Below are 18,710 nucleotides of genomic sequence, written 5' to 3'. Positions count from 1 at the left end.
TATCCTAGAGAGAACATTCTTTTATATAAAAAAACGTCCTTATACCTCCTTTTTCTTATTTCGCTTAAGCGCGGGTTAGTACTTTACCACCACCGGCTTGCCCTTAAATGGCACCTGAAGAGTTAACGTACGGGTGGAGGCGTTGTAGGTAGACTTCGCCTTTTTGCCAGCCACGGTTACCGAAGCGGGGGCCTTATCGACGTTTACTATATTAAAGGTAAAGGTACGTACCAACGGTTTGCCCTTATACTTACCACCGTTGCTGCTGATTGCTATCTGACCCTTGCCGTTAGACTTAAAGGTGATGAGCTCGAACTGCTTGCGCTCCCAAGATTTGTTGGTTACCCCATCGTCGTCGAACAAGGTGTACGATGATGGCTTAGCCGATGGGTAGTAGGTAACCACCACTTGGGCTGGATTGTACTGCTTGGTGTTTAGTAACCCAGGGGCAGTAGGAATAAATGCTCCGGCCTTGGCGTAGATAGGCATATCCTGTAGGGTTACGGCTGGTTCTATCCACTGTCCGCCCGCTAGCGGTTTTTGCGGGTTAAGGTAGCTGTACCACTCGCTGCCAGCAGGAAGATAGAGCTTACGGCTGGTTGCCCCACTCTCGAGCACGGGTGCAACCATCAGGTTTCGTCCCCAGTAGTACTGGTCTTCGACCTTTAGCGCCTCCTTATCGTCAAACGAGTAGAAGAATAGCGGTTTTACCAGCGGTTCGGAGTTGGCCATGTGGTCGTATCCTAAGGTGTAGTTGTAGGGAAGCAAATCGTAGCGCATTTGGATGTACTTACGGGCAATACTCTTGTATGGCTCGTCGAACAGCGCGGCTTCGCTCGGGTAGCTGTCGGCGTCGGGGATTAGCTCCTTTAAAGCTGTTCCGTGCGGACGAAGAATTGGCGAGAAGGCAGACATCTGCATCCAGCGGGCGTAAAGCTCGTTATCCTGCTTTGCAAAGGTAAATCCGCCGGCATCGCTGTGGATGTATGGCACATTGCTCATGCTCATGGTAAGCATTAGCGGCAGCTGGGCGCGATAACCGCTCCAGTGGCGTCCCACATCGCCAGTCCAAGGAAAAATGATGTAGCGCGCCGAATTGGCGTAGCCCGAGCGGTTAAGGTTGAACAGGCGCACGTTTGGATACTCCTTTTCGAACTTATCGAAGAGCATTTTATTCCAGTAGTGCCCAAAAATGTTGTGCACCTCGTTGGCCGAGTAGAGACGATCGCCGTATCCCAAATCTTTCAGGTTATGGTACACATCGGCGGGATGGTTTTCGGGTTCGCCCAAGTCGCCCCACCAGCCGCTAACGCCAATGTCCATCTGCTTCTTATACTTGCTCCAAAACCAGTCCTTCGAGTCTTTTCGGAACATATCGATGATACCGCCCTTGCCAAAGTAGAAGTGGGGCAGCGTGTACACCTTTCCTTTGCTGTCTGTGGCTAAAAATGGCACCGACTCCTCGTAGTTTAGCGTATTCTTTACCACGTAAGGCTCGGTAATTAGGATGGTGTTGATGCTATCCTTCGTAAAATCAGCAATCATCTTCTTAGGATCGGGCCAAGCCTTGCGGTTTACCCAATCGAGGTTGCCCACGTAGTTCTGGATGCTGTCGCCAAACCAAAAAAGGTCGATGATTATGGCGTCCATTGGAATACGTTCCGCCTTCATCTTGGCCTTGATGTCGCGGATTTGGGCCTCGCTGCGGTATCCGAAGCGGCTCATGAAGTTACCAAACACCCAGCGGGCTGGTATAGGTTGGGTACCAATCATAGCCGTGTACCTTTTTAGTATTTCCTCCGGATTGCTTCCGGGGATGAGGTAAAACGTCAGCTCTCCGCTCTCGAAGGCCACGTTCATACGGTTTTTATCGCTCTTGGCAATATCTGCATAGCCCTTAGAAGGGTTATCGAAGAAGATCCCGTAGCCGCGAGTGGAGATGAAGAACGGAATACCATAGTTTAGGTTTTCCGAACCTACACCGTAGCCGTAGTCGGGACGGTTGTAGAAATCGAACCGATGCCCACGACGATTCATGGAGATGGCGCGCTCGCCTCCACCAAATACCTGCTCGCTGGGCGTTAGCTCCATGCTAAAACCGTTAAAAACGCTATCCTTAACTGGATGCAGGTTGCTAAGCAGCTCGGTTGAGCCTACTTTTACAGACAAGCTACCATTGTGGCTCGCAATTGCCACATCGCCCAGCATCTTTGTACCATTCCCCTTATCGGTAACGGCCACCAACGTGGGTTTTGTCATTACGGCATCGGAGATTTGCTGCGTACGGGTGTACCCTTTAGGAAGATAGGTAGCCTTTAGCACCCCATTTCCCATGTTTTGGAAGGTCCACGTCCCCTCCTTTGTTTGGTTGATAAGCGCCGTGGCCTTTGCTACAGTAGTTTCGCTCCACTGCGCAAGGGCTACTCCGCTAATTGCAACAAACACGAAAAGTCCTATAAGTCTTTTTAAACGCATTGCTGTGTAATTATAGTTTAACTAGTAAATCGACTTTAGCCGCCCCATTTAGGCACAAACGATTGCGCCAATTGGATAATCGGAATGCTGAATTTAAAGCAATTAGATTAAATTGGCAACTGGTTGCCAATTATTCGTGATAAACAGCAGGGAATTCTATTTAAAAGGTGCTGTATTGCTGCTTGTACAAACCGATTGCGGCGAAATGCGCACCTTACCGCAGGAATCCTAAGCCTACAAAATAAAAAAGGGAACGCTTCGCAGCGGCCCCTTTCTAAAACGTAAATTAACATTAACTAGGGTATTGCGACCCGTAGTGCTTTTATGTTACTACAACTTTTCGAGCGTATAGTACTTCTCGGCAGCCATAATAAAGAAGGTTACCTTGTACTTTCCGGAAGGTTGCGTAAAACGCATGTTGCCTGCCTTAAACTTAAGCTTGCCTTCCTCATCTCCAGCACCAAAGTCTAACTTCCAATCGTGGTTGGCTCTAAACTTATACTCCTCGCCAGTGGTAAAGTTGGCTTCTGCAACAAGCGCCTTAAGGTTGGCATCCCAAGTAAACATAACATCGTTAGCGGGCGCCCAGCCTCCAACTGCACCACCAATAATGCTCCAATCTGTGGGTGTTAGGGTGTAAGTCATGTTGGTTAAGCTAACCTCAACATGGAACATGCCTGCCTTATCGTTCTTTACAAGGATATTTTCGCCACCCTCCTTCAAGGTTCCGTTGGCGCCACCAAACTTATTATCCCAGCTGTCAGCAGGAGTAAATAAGAACTCTCCGTTGGCAGGATAGTAGAAGTAGTTTTCATATTCTCCGTTATTATCCATCGAATAGACAACATCCTTAAAGCTCCATCCATTTTGGTTACCAGGAGCCCACATTTTGCCTATTTTACGTTCGATAAAATAAGGAGTTACCTTTATTTTAATAGGCTCGCTGTAAATGTTGGCAACGGCGCTAGAGATAGAGGCCTTAACGCGTACCAAAATCTCGGTTTGAACGCCTTCCTTAATCTTTAAGCCTGTAAAAACCTTTTCGTTAAAGAGGCCTGTAAGCAAGCTGATAGAGGTACTGGTGGTTTGTGCAATAGCTACCGGCTTTTCGAACTTAGCATCTGGCAGCGAAGCCTCAACCGTATACTTTACGGCAGCCTGATAGCCAAAATTGGCGGGAGCCCACTTAAACGTGGCGGCTACCTCATTTGCCTTAGCCTCTTCAAACACGTACGAAGTTCCTTCGAGCGATTTATCCAAGGTTGCAGGAATTTTATCCTTTAATAGCTGAGGGTCTGCCGAATCTTCGCAGCTAGCAGCCAAAAGCCCCAACACAATCGGGAAATATTTTAGAATTTTCATTGTCGTCTGTTTTTACTAAATGATAAACGCCTATTTTGAGTATCCTGGATTCTGAATTAGCGAAGGATTCGCAGCAATGTCAGAAGAAGGAATGGGGAAAATGCTGAAGTAGCTTGCCACTGAGGCTCCATCCTTCACGCCGCCCTTCCAAGGCCAAGTGTATTCCGAAGCGTCGGTAAATCGACCAAAACGAATGAGGTCGGTTCTACGATGACCTTCCCAGTAGAGCTCGCGAGCACGCTCGTTCAGAATAAAGTTCTTGGTAATCTGCGCTGCAGTAACATCTCCGCTCTTGTCGCCGTAGGCGCGCTCGCGGATCTGGTTGATGAGGCCCAATCCCTTTGCATCGATTGCCCCATCTCCCGAAAGACGAACTTTTGCTTCGGCATACATTAAGTACACATCAGATAGGCGGAACATAGGGAAGTCGGTGTCGGCAAACTCAAGATCTTTACCGTTGGTGCCATCGCTGTTCTTGTTGGTGAACTTTACAACCGCAAAACCATCGTTAAACTTACCTAAGTCGTTAATTTCAAGCTTTTGTCCCTTGGCAAAGAACAACGCACGCTTGTCGGGGCTAACTCCGTCGGCGTTGATGTTTTCGAACTTGTTTACTAGGGCTTTGGTAGCACGGTGTCCGCTCCAGTTACCCTTCATTCCGTAATCGTTAGGCTTCATATCGCCTCCGATTGCAGCATTAATGATAAATGAGGTACCGCCAAAGGTTTTAATAAGATGTCCGTCGTAGCGTACAGGGAAAATAATCTCTGAACGTAGGGCTGCTCTGTCATTATCAGCCATAAAGAGTTCTGGATAGCTCTTGGTGTAAAGCGTACGACCAGAATTGTCAATTACCTTGTTGGCGTAAATAAGCGTAGAGTCGTACTTTGCAGTACCGGTATAAACTTCGGAGTTTAGGTAGAGCTTTGCTAGCAAAGTCCAAACGGCAGCCTTATCGGCACGTCCGTACTCGTTGGTTGCAGGGATTTCGTTCTCAATAGCCCTAAGCTCGTTAGTTGCGTAGCTAAACAAACCGGCACGTCCTTGGCGGTGCTGCTTTGGCATGTTGTCGCCAAGTCCTACACCTACGCCGCCCTTTTCGGTTACAAATGGGATGTTACCAAATAGGTCGATTCCGTGCCAAGTGCTCAACGCACGAAGGAAACGAGCCTCGGTTCTATAGTTTGCCACCTCCTTCTTGAATTCTGTATCGGCACCAAACCCTCTCGACGCCAACTTTTCGTCAGTTGTTTCGCGAAGGAACTCATTGCAAGCTGCAATTTGGTGCATAATACGGTAGTAAGAGGTTTGGATAAAGCCGTCAGAGGCAGTCCAACGCTGCGCGTGAAGATCCTGAAGCGTACCATCGTTCCAACCAATTACGGCCTCATCTGTAGTATACTCCTGAAGATAAAAGTATCCGCGGATGTATTGACCATAGCCTTCGTCCTGTCCGCTGATATCGGGTTTGCCAGATGGCCCCTGCTGTCCGCTTACTGCAAGCCCTGCGTAAAGTTTGGCAAGCACCTTCTTGTAGTTTGCCTTATCCTTATAAACCTTATCGATAGCCTGAACATTATTATCGATAGGTTGCGTATCCAAATCCTTGAAGCAAGAGGTAAGCGTAGCGCTTACAGCAAGGAAAAGAACTATATTTTTAATAAATCGATTTTTCATAACTCAAAACTTTATTTAATTAGAAAGTTAGGTTAACTCCAAAAAGGAATGTACGAGGACGTGGGTAGATGTTGTTGTCGATACCACCATAAACCTCTGGATCAAGACCGTCGTACTTCGTAATGGTAAAGGCATTCTGCACGGTTCCGTAAACACGAAGGTTGCTGATAAACTTCGCTGGCTTATCGAAGTTGTAACCAAGAGTTATGTTGTCCATCTTAAAGAATGACGCGTTGGTTACATAGTAATCGCTCAAGAAATGCTTCTCTGATCCTGTAAATCCGGTGTTATACCAGTTAGATACGATGTTAGAAAGATATCCGTTAGAGTGTTTTAGGAATTTATCGGTACCTCTGTCAGAAAATACGTTGTTGTAGTTGTAGTTTCCAAGGCTTAAACGACCAGCAAAGCTGAAATCCCAGTTTTTGTAAGACAACCTAGAGTTGATACCCATGGTTACGTCTGGAGTTGAGTTCTTGTAGTGGTACATATCGGCCTCGTTTACTACTCCATCACCATTTCTGTCTACGTAAAGGTTCTCGATAGGCTTTCCGGCTTCGTCGTAAACCTGCTCGTACACGTAGAATGCGCCAGCAGCATACCCTACGCTATGAATTTGAATGGTGTTACCAGTACCACCAGCAATACCGCCAACCTTAACGCCAAGGTAGTTAGGATCGTTGCTGTTGATTAGCTTTGTAATCTTATTCTTGTTATAAGTTGCGTTCAAACCAACTTCCCAGTTAAAGTCTTTGCTGCTAATTGGACGAGCGTTGATAGAAAACTCCACCCCCTTGTTCTCTAGGCTACCAACGTTGGTAAGAATCATGTTGGTGAGGTTAGATCCGGCAGGTATTGGAATAAAGTTAAGCAGGTCGTCGGTTTTTCTCATGTAGAAGTCGAGAGTACCAGAGATACGGTTGTTAAGGAAGCCATAGTCTAACGCAACGTTGTAGGTGGTTGTCTCCTCCCATTTCAGGTTAGAGTCATACCCATCGGGACGAAGCGTTTGAATAGGCGTATCGCCGAATATGTAGCCAGCGTTTTCTTCGCTCTTCGTGTAGCGAGCAAGGTAAGGATAGTCTCCATTATTAATATCCTGCTGACCAGTTATACCGTAGCCCAAACGAAGCTTAAGCGCAGATAATGCTTTTACATCTTTCAGGAAGTTTTCCTTCTTTAAATCCCAACCTAGCGCAACAGAAGGGAACATTCCCCAACGATTGTCCTCGCCAAAACGGCTAGAACCATCGCGACGTACGGTAGCCGTAAGAATATATTTTTCGTTTAGGGTGTAGTTTAAACGAGCAAACAGCGAAACGAGGTAGCTCTCGGTGATATACTTTGTATTTTCGAGAACACGAGTCTTAGCTACGTTTGTTTCGTAGGCACTACCATCGCGCTTAAAGTGCTGCCAAGAGTAACCAGCCGTAACATCGAGCTTACTCTTAATCTGCTCCAAGTTCTTGTTGTAGTTGAAGTAAAAATCGAGCAGCTGATTCTTTTTATTTTGCTTGTAAACACGATCGGCACCGCCATCAAGCGTTCCATCTGCATTTTGACGATATAACCAAGCAGCATTTTCGCCAATGAATACGCTACCGTCGCTGTAAGAGTTATCCATCCCCACATTTAGGCTAGCCTTAAGTTCTGGAAGGAAATGGAAGCTATAATCGATTTGAGCGTTACCAATAAAACGGTTAACATCTGCCACATCGTTCTTTTGGTAAAGAAGTGCCAACGGGTTGGTTGGTGCTAGGTTGTCTGGCCCCTTATCTGCATTCAGATCGGTGTAGTAGCCACCAAACTTAGCGAAAAGAGGGTCGGTGCTGTAAGGATTTACAGTTGGATTGAAACGAAGTGCATTTCCGATAGCACCCTGATCGGCAAAATGGTTCTTAGTAAACGAATATTTAGCGTTAAGATTTACCTTAAGATGATCGTCGAGGAAAGATGGGCTAAGATTAGCTGCCGCTGTAGTACGATCCATCTTCGATGTCTTTAGAATACCATTTTCGTTGGTATATCCCAATGAAACGCGGTAAGGCATCGACTTTACTGCACCCGAAAGGCTTACGTTATGGTCGGTGCTAACGGCAGTACGGTAGATTTCATCCTGCCAATCGGTGCTGGCATCGCCTAAACGATCGCTAACAAGCCCCTTTTCTTTAAACAGCGTTCTGAATTGATCGCCAGAAAGAACGTCGATAGTTTTTGTTGGAACACCAACAGATACGTTACCAGCATAGTTTACAGACATGCTTGATCCCTTCTTACCTTTCTTGGTGGTAATAATAATTACACCGTTAGAAGCGCGAGAACCGTAAATAGCGGTAGCCGAAGCATCCTTAAGAACGGTAAACGTTTCGATATCGTTAGGATTAATGGTGGTTAGCGGGTTGCCCATACCAACAACACCATCGTTGTCTAAAGGAACACCATCAACAACTACCAACGGATCGTTTTTAGCCGAAAGGGAAGAACCTCCACGAATACGGATGGTAGATCCAGCACCAGGAGCGCCGCCTGCAGATGTTACCTGTACCCCTGCAATACGTCCTGTTATCAGCTGATCGGGAGACGAAATAGCCCCGTCGTTGAAGTCTTTTGAGCTAACAACCGATACAGAACCTGTAGCATCGGACTTTTTAACGGTACCATAACCAATAACCACCACCTCGTCGATAGACATGTTATCGGTTTGCAGCTTAATGTTGTAGCTATTTGACTCTACAACCACAACTTGAGACTTGTACCCTACAAAAGAGTAGGTTAAAGACTGTCCTTTACTTGCTTTAATAGAATACTTGCCATCGATGTCGGTAACTGTACCAGTCGATGAACCTTTCAGAATGATAGTAACACCCGGAAGAGGACTACCATCTTTTGCATCGGTGATAACACCTGTGACCGTCAGCTGCTGAGCATGCACGCTTCCAAAGCAGGCGATGCCAACAAACAGCAACAGCATTTTAAACATCCATTGTCTTTTCATAACAACGCGATTTGTAGGGTTAATTGAAATTTTGATTTTTATTGACACTTTGAACTACATCCCAAACCGTCAAATCGATTTGGTAGATATGTAATTTCCCCATCCGAGCTTTTTTTACAAAAGCCCAGAATAAGATTTTTAATACATCTGGAAGTATCCGTAAGGATAGGTAGCGAACGCTATCCTGGTCGGCCGCTTTCGTTAAAAAGCGAGGTTAGCGAGAACCTGTCCTGCAAAATTCGGAAATGAACGCTGAGAAATGAGCCAACGACACCCCGCATTAGCGGCTGGTAGTCGAACTCGAAGATGGAAGACTCCTCCTCGTCGTCCGAATCTGACGCAGAAAAAAAGATGGATTGAGCTAATGAGCAAACTAAATCGGCGATTTTGTTTGCCGCATCTATAATAAAAGTGGAAATCGCGGATAGAATGCCACCATCAGCCGCCTCGGCGTTGCCGACAGGAGCCTGTTCCGTTTTACTATCGCCAGAAGCAGCCGCGGCAGAACTTGCCGGAAGCCCGCCTACCACCAAAAATGGGGCGATAATTAAAAGAGTTAGCGTGTTAATTACGTTTCGCATAGGGTTTGGTTGTTGAAAACACTTGACATCTAAGGTCTGTTCTATTCTAAAATTGGGGATTTTAACTCCCGCCCTCTTTTCTCTTACAATTAAACTTCAGCAAACGCTTGCAGAGCTGCATTCTTAAACTACATAACCGCTCACCACAAATATTTAAAAAATAACTATAGGATTAACAAGCCGTTAACGGGTTTAACACAAAAACAACAATGCAAAGGTTTGCATCCGATTCTTTTAACCTTTTATTATACTCCCCTTTTTGAGATTGATCCAAACACATTCGTTTGCGGCAAGGTTTTCTAATCTAACATACAACACATTAGATCCATTTTAACAAAAGCATCTTTTCTAGATATCCAACCGACGATCTGCATTTGAAGCCTCCTCTTTTAAGTTAAAAGTCATTCCTAAAACATTTTATTCTCAATAAATATTTTTTTTAACACCCAACAACGATGATAATTCAACTTTTATTAGATGAACAGGCAAGGCAACCGCCATTCTTACCCAACAAGAATGCGGTTGATCCTCGACCTATTTCCGCTCGTCGGCCTAAAATAGCGGCTCGTCGGGAATTAATTGCCTTGGGGTTGAGTAGCACCGATATTTGCTTCATCAACATAAAGAAACAGGAGAGATGAAAACTAAGGCGTTACTTACTCTAATTTTTGTAGCAGCAGCAGCAACTGCGCTTGCACAGGTTACCATAAAAGGAAAGGTGACGGATAAGGCCGGGAATCCGCTGATTGGAGCGAGCGTTACCATAAAAGGGGCTATCGATGGCGCCTCAACCGACACGCTAGGCGCATTCCACTTTAAGACTAAGAGGAAAGGCGCGCAAGCTGTCGTAGCAACCTACATTGGCTACGAATGCTTTTCGAAGCCTATCGCCATTGGAAACCAAACCATCGACCTACATATTATTTTAAAGGAGACACCAACAGCCATTAAGGATGTGGTTATAACCGCAGGGAGCTTTGAGGCGGGCGACAAGAAGAAGGGGGTAACACTTAAACCGCTGGATATCTACACCACCGCCAGCGCATCGGGCGACATGTACGGTGCGCTGAACACCCTGCCAGGAACCGCCGCAATGCCCGATGATGGACGCCTGTTTGTACGCGGTGGCGACGCCTACGAATCGCTTACCTTTATTGATGGGCTACGTATTAAGAATCCCTACTCCTCCTCGATGCCCGACTTGCCTTCGCGCGGAAGGTATGCACCACAACTTTTCACAGGCACCACCTTTAGCTCGGGCGGCTACTCGGCCCAATACGGACAAGCACTATCTTCTGCCCTAATCTTACAAACTACGGGCATCGCCAGCAAGAATCAGTGGGGATTTGGGCTGCTTTCGGTTGGCGTTAACGGATCGGAAACGCTAGCCAACGAGAACTCCTCGATATCGGCACAGGTAGAATACTACAACCTGAAACCATACTACAGCGTTGTGGAGCAGAAATACCACTGGAATAAATACCCCGAAACATTTGGGACTACGATTGTAGGACGTCAGAAGGTGGGCAGAACCGGCCTGCTAAAGGTTATGTCGACCCTGCAAATGAGCCACAGCAACCTGCAGTTTCCCGACTTTAACGACCAGGCAAAGCTGAAGGATATCGACCTAAAAAGTAAAAATTTTGCGGTAAACATGAGCTACACGGACTCGTGGGGGAAAGGTTGGAGCATAAAAGCGGGTGCTGCGCTATCGGTTGACGACAACCGGACGGCTCCCTTTGGCAATAAGGTGTACGAATTTAATACCTACCTGCAATCGAAGGTGGTGGTTAAGAAAGAATTTTCGTCGACGTTTAATATAAATGGAGGCTTTGAGGTATCGCCCAATAGCTTTATGCAGAAATACTGGGAGCAGGAGACGCTAAAAAGCCGCACCAGCTTTTCGGACAACAACCTATCGCCATTTATTGAAGTAGAGGCCATGCTTTTTAATAAGCTGGCTGTGAGAGGTGGCCTGAGAGGCGAATACTCGAGCCTGCTAAACGAAAAAAAGGTAGCCCCTCGCCTATCGCTGGCATGGCTGGTGGGAGATTACAGCCAACTGTCGGTAGCAACCGGTATCTTTTACCAAACACCCGAAGATCAGCTGCTCCGATTTACGCACAACCTGAATTTTGAGAAGGCTAACCACTACATTATCAACTACCAGATAACCAAGAACGACCGCATATTTAGGGTGGAAGCCTACCGAAAGGATTACAGCAGCTTGGTACGCTTTAACAAGGAGCAGTTCTACAATCCAACGCTCTACAACAACGATGGCAACGGATACGCACAAGGTTTTGAGCTGTTTTGGCGCGATCAGAAAACGGTTAAAAACCTAGACTACTGGGTGTCGTACTCCTACATAGATAGCAAGAGGCTTTACCGCGATTTTACCGCTAAGGCAACGCCAACCTTCGCGCCAAAGCACAACGTATCGGTTGTTGGTAAATGGTTTGTGCCAGACATTAGCACGCAATTCGGAGCTACGGCAATGCTTGCCTCCGGACGCCCGTACAACAACCCAACATCGAGCACCTTTATGGATGGAATAACCAAAAGCTACTTTAATATTAGCCTCAACGTAAGCTACATTTTTCAGTTCTTCGGTAAAACATCGGTGCTATACCTGCAAACAAACAACCTGCTAGGACGAAATAACGTGTACGGCTACAACTTTTATAAAGATGCCGCAGGAGCTTACCAGCAGATGCCCGTTACCTCGTCGGAAAAAAGAGGATTTCTGTTTGGTGTATTCCTAAACTGGTAGGCTAACACCTAACTTTTAGGATGTGATACGATTCTATAGAGCAATGCAAACACACATGGCAAGATACAAACGGTGTCGCAGAACCTTCAAAAATCTCAGCATGCAAACAAGTGTTAATAAAAGCCATTTTCCCATTTTTCAGGAGAATCAACAATTAGAAAATAGCCTTACAACACTTATAAAGCCTATTTTCATTACAAAAGATGGAATTTTTCAAAAAAAACAGGGCGTCGAGTTAACACATTTACAGAATCACGCAACAAAACATGAAGTTCTCATTGCTTCGCAAGGATTTTTCATTACAAAACATGGAATTCTTCGAAGGAAACACGGCAATACGTTAACACATTTACAGAATCATGCATCAAAACATGGAGTTCTCATTGCTTTGCAAGGGTCTCTCATTACAAAACATGGAATTCATATTGCATTGCAAGGGTCTTTCATTGCAAAATATGACAATCATATTGCAAAATATGAAAGACTTATAACATAACATGGGAACCTAACTGCATAGCGCAAATAGCTCCCACCAAAACATAGAAGGCATCCTAAATTTTGAAGATGCCAGATAACGTAAAATGAATGGTAGATTAAGATACAAGGAAAAATGAGAAGTCTGCAAAAACGGTCGTCCCATCCAGTAAAAATGCTGATGTGCAAACAAGGCTATCGGCAGAAGGATTGGTAAAGCGATTGAGCAGAACGAGGCATTTTTCCGACAGCATAAAAATGTGTAGGGCTGATGCAAAAGCAGCAGCCAAATAATATTAACCGCAAACAAACAACAAGAATGAAAACGATGAAAATTTTAGTAGCAATGGCTATTCTTTTAGCCGGCTTTACAGCAAAAGGACAGGATTACCAGTCGGATATGGACACGCTGGTAAAGCAAATTAATAGCCCAGCGCCTAACTACGCGCTTTTGGCAACACAATTTCAGAATATGGCACAGGCCAACCCAGACACCTGGGAGGCTTCGTACTACTTTGTGTACTGCACCACCATGCAGGCTTTTGGCGAGAAGGGTGAGAAAATAGATCAGCTGCTGGATACGGCAGAACCCGTAATCCTAACCCTTGAAAAGAAGAATGCAACAGAATCAGAATTCTACGTGCTAGAGGCCATGGTAAATATGGCGCGTATTGCCGTATCGCCGATGACCCGCGGCATGAAGTACTCGCAAAAATACAACGAGCTGCTGGAAAAAGCGCTTGCGCTGAATCCAGAAAATCCACGCGCGCTACTAATTAAAGGGATGGGAGTGCTAAACATGCCCGCCATGTTTGGTGGAGGCAAGGATAAGGCTAAACCGCTGTTCGTTTCGGCAAAGGAAAAATTTGAGAAGGCCAGCATACCAACAGCGCTGTACCCATCGTGGGGAAAGTACTGGAACCTGAAGATGGTTGCGGCCTGCGAAAAGTAAAAGCAGCGATACCCCGGAAGTCGGCTTGCTAGCTTCTGGGGTATCCTTAGCACCCAATAGGTAAAATCAACCCTTTTTACTACATTCACCTCTACCAAACAACCGGCTATGTACAATAGTAAAGCACTCCAGTTCTCGATTCGCCTAGCAGGGAAGCTTGCGTTAGGAATCGCCATTGGATTTTTTATAACGTTTATCCTCGATGGCTTCAACATATTCAGCTTCAGCTGGCGCGATGTGAAGATAACGATCATCGTATCGTCCATTATTGGGCTGCTGATGTGGCAGGGCAATAAGTACATCCAAATATACCTTCGCAGGAAGTATCCGTGGGATGTTAATCCTGTAAAAGCGTTTAGGTGGAATATTCTGGTATCGAGCATCTACAATACCATTGCCGTCTTCATCATATACAGCCTGCTGGCCTACTATTTTAGTGGAGGGCACTTCGATTTTTCGAAGCAGCTAGAGAGAATTGTTATCAACTCCACCATTATTTCGCTGCTGAGCTTCTTTGTTTGGATGATTATGTTCCTTGTTAAGTTCTTCAAAGGGTATAAGGAGAACATCAAAAGGGAGGAGCAGCATAAGAGAGACATTGCCGTGTACCAGTACGAGATGCTCAAGAACCAGGTAAACCCTCATTTCCTTTTCAACAGCCTTAATGTGCTAACCTCGCTGATTGAAACCGACTCCGATGCAGCCGTTAAGTTTACCCGAAAGCTGGCCGACGTGTACCGCTACGTTTTAGACGCAAAGGACAAGGAAACGGTGCCCCTATCGGAGGAGATTCGGCTAACGGAATCGTACATCTTTATGCAGCAGCATCGGTTTGGAAGCAACCTGATTGTAAATATTGAAAACCTGCCACTACAAAAGCATATTGTGCCGCTATCGCTACAAATGCTGGTGGAAAACGCAATAAAGCACAACGTAATAACCAGCGAAGCGCCGCTTACCATCTCGATTTACGAGAAGGAAGGATGCCTGGTGTGCGAGAATAACCTGCAAAAGAAGCCTGTGCTGGCCGATTCGAACACCATTGGGCTAAAGAATATTAAGGAACGGTACGCGTTTCTGTCGGAAAAGCCAATGATGTACACCGAAACAGGCGGTAAGTTTATGGTTATGCTACCGCTGATCTAACTTTAGAGTAAACACCAAACATCAACAAGATGAGATGCCTGATTGTAGAAGATGAGCAGCCCGCATCGGAGCGGTTAAAGAAGCTGGTAGAGAGCCTATCGGACGATATACGGGTGGTTGCGATTACCGACTCGATAAAATCGACGGTTGAATACCTGCATGCCAACCCTACGCCCGATTTTATGCTGATGGACATACAGCTAGGCGACGGAATAAGCTTCGAAATACTGGAACTGGCGCAGGTTAAGTGCCCCATTATATTTACCACCGCCTTTAACGAGTACGCTGTTAAAGCATTTAAGGTGAATAGCATCGACTACCTGCTGAAACCGATAGATATAGATGAGCTTGCGATGGCCATAAGAAAGATGAGAGCCCATTTAGAGGCATCTCAATCCAATTTGGGCATTTCTCCGGAGCTTATTGCGCAGGCTATGCGCATGCTAACGGGAGGATACAAGGAACGGTTTATTACTAAGGTTGGCGAAAAGCTGCACATGCTCCCGGTTGGCAACATTGCAGCATTTGTAAGCATGGAAAAGTCGTCGTTTGCCTACACCAACGAGGGGAAAATGGTGGGCATCGACCATACGCTCGATCAGATAGAGGAGCTGGTTGATCCCAGAAAGTTTTTCAGAATATCGCGGAAGCATATTGTAAACATCGACAGCATTGCTGACGTACTCATGTTCTCGAGCTCGCGCCTCAAGCTGCGAATAGCCAACGTCAAGGATGACGAGGTAATTGTTAGCCGCGAAAAATGCTCGAAGTTCAAGGAGTGGATAGATCGGTAAAAAGCTGCCCTAAAAGAGCAGCTTTTCCGCATCGATTAAAGACGCCGGTTTCCCCACGTCGATGATCCTATTTTTTGAAACATCGTAGCCTTTAATGGATTCTGTCTTGGCCAAATGCAGGTATAGATCTACAATGGAGAACTTTCCGTCAAATCCATCCATAAGCTCGAAGATCTGAGGGCTTACAACATGAATTCCGTTGAAAGCAAAAGGAATGTAGGTATCTCCTACCCTCGAAATCTTCTGCTCATTGCTCTTTATATTCTTCCATCCCACCAGCTGCATAGCCTCATCGAACAGGAAGTAACGCGAAGACATGCGGTTGCTAACGGCTAAAGTCGCTAACGCCCCACCCTCCTGATGTTTTTTGTACAGCTCGGCAATGTTTATGTCGCTCATGATATCCACATTGTGGATGATAAAGGGCTTTCCATCGTTCAGCAAATCGGCAGCCTTCTTTAGTCCACCTCCCGTATCGAGCAGCATATCCCGCTCGTCGGAGATCGATACCTTTATGCCGTAGCTATCGCGATCGGCAATAAACGCCTCGACCTTATTGGCAAAGTGGTGCACATTTACCACCACCTCGTCGACCCCAAAGGTTTTCAGACGCTCTATCACATGCGTCAGAAGAGGTTTTCCGGCCAGCTGAACAAGAGCCTTTGGAACGCTATCGGTATACGGCTTAAGCCGAGTACCTAATCCCGCACAAAAAATCATTGCCTTCATGTATACCTATATTAATATGCTACTCAAAAATCTTTTTTACGTTTTGCTCGCGGTGATTAATCACCACACGCACCTGAGGGAACTTTGCTTTAAGGTGCTTAGCGCATCTTTCGGCCGAATAAACCGAGCGATGCTGCCCTCCAGAGCAACCGAAGCCTACCATAAGGTGGGAGAAGTCGCGTTCGAGGAATTTCTTCACCGATTTATCGACCAACGCAAAGGCATGAACCAGGTAATCCTGCATATCCGCGTTCGCATCGAGAAGCTCGGAGACCTCTCTGTCCATTCCTGTTAAAGTCTTTAACGCCTCCTCGCGACCTGGGTTGTAAATAGCCCGGCAATCGAAGGCAAAACCGCCACCATTGCCCGAAAAATCGGTAGGCACGCCACCTTTTAGGAAGGAAAAGCTGCTTACAGTAACGGTTAGCTTGCTTTCCTTTAGGTCGCACTCGTATTTTGTAATGCGCGAGGCCAACTCGCGGCACACCCGTTTCAGATACTCGCACTCGAAGGGGAAATCGTGCTCAACAATCTCACCTAAATTCTTTAGCGCTGGCGCTATGCTCTGAAGAAAGTGCGCTTTCTTTTCGAAAAAGCCCCTAAACCCGTAAGCTCCGAGCACCTGAAGCGTTCTAAAGAGAATAAACGTGTTGATACTTTCGGCAACCTTGTCGGTATTTACCCCGTACTTCTTTAATGCTTCGTAGTACAAGGCAAGATAGCGCTGCTTTAGCTCGGGACTAAAGTTTGCCTTTGCCTGATAAAGGAAAGAAACAATGTCGTACCCCAACGGGCCAAGGCGTGCGCCCTGAAAATCGATGTAATACGGGTAATCGTTGTTGATCATCATATTTCGCGACTGAAAATCGCGATATAAAAGGTAGCTTCCATCCAACGAGCAAAGGTAGTCGGCCATATTGTCGAAAGCATCCTCCAATAGCGATTCATCAACGCTAATATCGGCGCATTTAAGGAAGCTATACTTGAAGTAGTTCAAATCCCAAAGCACCGAACGCTTATCCATGCGCTGAATTCCAAAGAAACGGCAAGGGTCTACATCCTTTACCCCCTCTACCTCTATCTTTGCCAAATCCTCTACCACCTGAAGGATTACCTTTTCGGTTGTTGGATCGTTTTTTACAAGCAAATCGAAGAGGGATATGTCGCCAAGATCGGTTTGAAGGTACATTAGACGATCGTCTGAGACCGCAAGCACCTTAGGCACCCGCTTTCCGATACGACCTAAGTGCTCTGCGAGGTAGATGAAAGCCTCATTTTCATCGACATTCTCACCAATTACACCAACATAGGTGCTTTCTCCGCAAAATACTCTGAAATATTTTCTATTGGAACCCGCTCCAGCCAACGGCTTTATCTCCGCCTTTTGTCCCAAAAACTGTTCTGCAAAATTCAGTAGGTTTTTCATCTTATTCAACCTTGAAGGTTAAGCCATTTAGGCAGGCAGCAGCCCGCTCATCCTTAACATTTACTACTTTATAATATGAAAACTCTCGACGCACCCCATAATTTCCTCTCAAAGATTCAAAATCGTCCGGGTTTCGTCTCAAATTATCGTTATCTGATTCAATATTATATGTTTTAAGAATGCAGGAGAGAACCTCATCCTCCACATTCTTAGAGCTACCAAAAGTAATCTTATTCTCCAACGAAGGAAGAGAGGAAGGATACCATTTATCGCCACCACCTAGTCCAAAAAAATGAAGAATACTATTCACAGAAGCAGCCGTTCCGTTTGCTTTTCCCTCCAAAGAGTATCCTGCAATATGGGGTGTTGCAATATCGACCAGCTCCATTAGCTCCTTATCGATTTCTGGTTCGTTGCACCATACATCTAGAGCAACATGACGCATTTTCCCAGCCTTGATGGCCTCTTTTAAGGACGGTTCGTGTACCACCTCTCCTCGAGATGCATTAATAAAAACCTTTGGCTGCTGAAATAGGCCAAATAAGCCCTCATTAAACAAGCCGAAAGTTCTATCCTCGCCATCTCTATTTAGCGGCACATGAACGGATATGATATCTGATTTTACAACCAGCTCATCCAACGAAACAAATCCATCCTCTCCCTCCTTGCGAGCTCGAGGCGGATCGTTTTTAAGCACATTTAGTCCCAAATATGGAGCAACTGCAGCCAACCTCTTGCCAACCTCTCCAACTCCGACAATACCCAGCGTTTTCCCCTGCAAGCTTCCGTAACCTTTCAGCGAAATCAAAGATAAAAAACAGAGGACATACTGCACCACACCAAAAGCATTACAGCCAGGAGCGTTGGTCCACAAAATTCCATGCTCTTTGCAATACTCCTTATCAATATGATCGTGACCAATGGTTGCAGTTGCAATCATTTTTACGTTGCTACCAGCAAGAAGTTTTTCATTACACTTGGTTCTAGTGCGAATAAGAAGCGCATCTGCATCGGCTACTATATTAGAAGAAATATCTCTACCAGAATAATACACTACCTCAGAAAAATAGCGTTCCAAAACGCCTTCTAGATATGGTATTTTATCGTCAACAACTATTTTCATTCCTTTTGAAGGATTTTAGAGAAGCATCACAAGCCTACGAAGCACACGAAAGAGGATATAGCCCTTTCTCATGCAAAGATCAAATAAATTGGGAAAATTATGCCTAAAAAATAGGGGTAAAATCAGATAAAAAGAGGACGTCAACTGGCATATTCTTTTTAACTAATACACTTAACCATCTTTTTCTTAATTGCTTTTTTTTT

14 protein-coding genes are annotated in these 18,710 nt (G+C 45.6%); 6 read left to right on the top strand and 8 right to left on the bottom strand.

Going from position 1 to position 18,710, the window contains the following annotated elements:
• Window positions 1-75: 75 nt before the first annotated feature.
• The 5 genes from L990_RS09930 to L990_RS09910 all read right to left on the bottom strand — a co-directional run bounded on the left by L990_RS09930 (window position 76) and on the right by L990_RS09910 (window position 9,090).
• Window positions 76-2,475, bottom strand: coding sequence for a TIM-barrel domain-containing protein (locus L990_RS09930; protein WP_052180897.1), 2,400 nt, complete (start codon window positions 2,473-2,475; stop codon window positions 76-78).
• 330 nt (window positions 2,476-2,805) lie between these two features.
• Window positions 2,806-3,837, bottom strand: coding sequence for a SusE domain-containing protein (locus L990_RS09925; protein WP_047448342.1), 1,032 nt, complete (start codon window positions 3,835-3,837; stop codon window positions 2,806-2,808).
• Window positions 3,838-3,867: 30 nt separating this feature from the next.
• On the bottom strand, window positions 3,868-5,514 hold the full coding sequence (locus L990_RS09920) for a RagB/SusD family nutrient uptake outer membrane protein (protein ID WP_047448339.1): 1,647 nt from the start codon (window positions 5,512-5,514) through the stop codon (window positions 3,868-3,870).
• Between the two features lie 19 nt (window positions 5,515-5,533).
• Window positions 5,534-8,509 carry a SusC/RagA family TonB-linked outer membrane protein gene (locus tag L990_RS09915; protein WP_047448390.1) on the bottom strand — a complete coding sequence of 992 codons (2,976 nt, stop codon included), beginning with the start codon at window positions 8,507-8,509 and terminating at the stop codon, window positions 5,534-5,536.
• Between the two features lie 179 nt (window positions 8,510-8,688).
• Window positions 8,689-9,090, bottom strand: a complete 402-nt coding sequence (locus L990_RS09910; protein WP_047448336.1) for a hypothetical protein — start codon at window positions 9,088-9,090, stop codon at window positions 8,689-8,691.
• A gap of 455 nt (window positions 9,091-9,545) precedes the next feature.
• Here L990_RS09910 and L990_RS09905 point away from each other — a divergent pair, with 455 nt between their 5' ends.
• The 6 genes from L990_RS09905 to L990_RS09880 all read left to right on the top strand — a co-directional run bounded on the left by L990_RS09905 (window position 9,546) and on the right by L990_RS09880 (window position 15,229).
• On the top strand, window positions 9,546-9,731 hold the full coding sequence (locus L990_RS09905; protein ID WP_047448332.1) for a hypothetical protein: 186 nt from the start codon (window positions 9,546-9,548) through the stop codon (window positions 9,729-9,731).
• Window positions 9,728-11,863, top strand: coding sequence for a TonB-dependent receptor (locus L990_RS09900; RefSeq protein WP_052180896.1), 2,136 nt, complete (start codon window positions 9,728-9,730; stop codon window positions 11,861-11,863). Before L990_RS09905 ends, L990_RS09900 begins: the two co-directional genes overlap by 4 nt.
• A 100-nt stretch (window positions 11,864-11,963) precedes the next feature.
• Window positions 11,964-12,359: a hypothetical protein gene (locus L990_RS09895; protein WP_156121489.1), complete on the top strand. Its 396-nt coding sequence runs from the start codon at window positions 11,964-11,966 to the stop codon at window positions 12,357-12,359.
• A gap of 297 nt (window positions 12,360-12,656) precedes the next feature.
• Complete coding sequence (locus L990_RS09890) at window positions 12,657-13,289, top strand: hypothetical protein (protein ID WP_156121487.1); 633 nt, start codon at window positions 12,657-12,659, stop codon at window positions 13,287-13,289.
• A gap of 108 nt (window positions 13,290-13,397) precedes the next feature.
• Window positions 13,398-14,435 carry a sensor histidine kinase gene (locus L990_RS19220; RefSeq protein ID WP_052180894.1) on the top strand — a complete coding sequence of 346 codons (1,038 nt, stop codon included), beginning with the start codon at window positions 13,398-13,400 and terminating at the stop codon, window positions 14,433-14,435.
• A 29-nt stretch (window positions 14,436-14,464) separates the two neighbouring features.
• Window positions 14,465-15,229, top strand: coding sequence for a LytR/AlgR family response regulator transcription factor (locus L990_RS09880; protein ID WP_047448329.1), 765 nt, complete (start codon window positions 14,465-14,467; stop codon window positions 15,227-15,229).
• A gap of 9 nt (window positions 15,230-15,238) precedes the next feature.
• Here the strand turns inward: L990_RS09880 and L990_RS09875 are convergent, their stop codons facing one another.
• The 3 genes from L990_RS09875 to L990_RS09865 are packed head-to-tail and all read right to left on the bottom strand — an operon-like array spanning window position 15,239 to window position 18,507.
• Window positions 15,239-15,958 (bottom strand): NDP-sugar synthase, encoded by a 720-nt coding sequence (locus L990_RS09875; protein WP_047448325.1) that lies wholly within the window; start codon window positions 15,956-15,958, stop codon window positions 15,239-15,241.
• A 19-nt stretch (window positions 15,959-15,977) separates the two neighbouring features.
• The gene (locus tag L990_RS09870) at window positions 15,978-17,384 is read right to left on the bottom strand and encodes a phosphotransferase (RefSeq protein WP_047448322.1); all 1,407 of its coding nucleotides are present in this window, start codon (window positions 17,382-17,384) and stop codon (window positions 15,978-15,980) included.
• 1 nt (window position 17,385) lies between these two features.
• Window positions 17,386-18,507 carry a 4-phosphoerythronate dehydrogenase gene (locus L990_RS09865; protein WP_047448319.1) on the bottom strand — a complete coding sequence of 374 codons (1,122 nt, stop codon included), beginning with the start codon at window positions 18,505-18,507 and terminating at the stop codon, window positions 17,386-17,388.
• Between the last annotated feature and the right edge of the window lie 203 nt (window positions 18,508-18,710).

Source organism: Alistipes sp. ZOR0009, assembly GCF_000798815.1.
Taxonomy (GTDB): domain Bacteria; phylum Bacteroidota; class Bacteroidia; order Bacteroidales; family ZOR0009; genus Acetobacteroides.
This window is presented reverse-complemented; position numbering and strand designations above follow the sequence as displayed.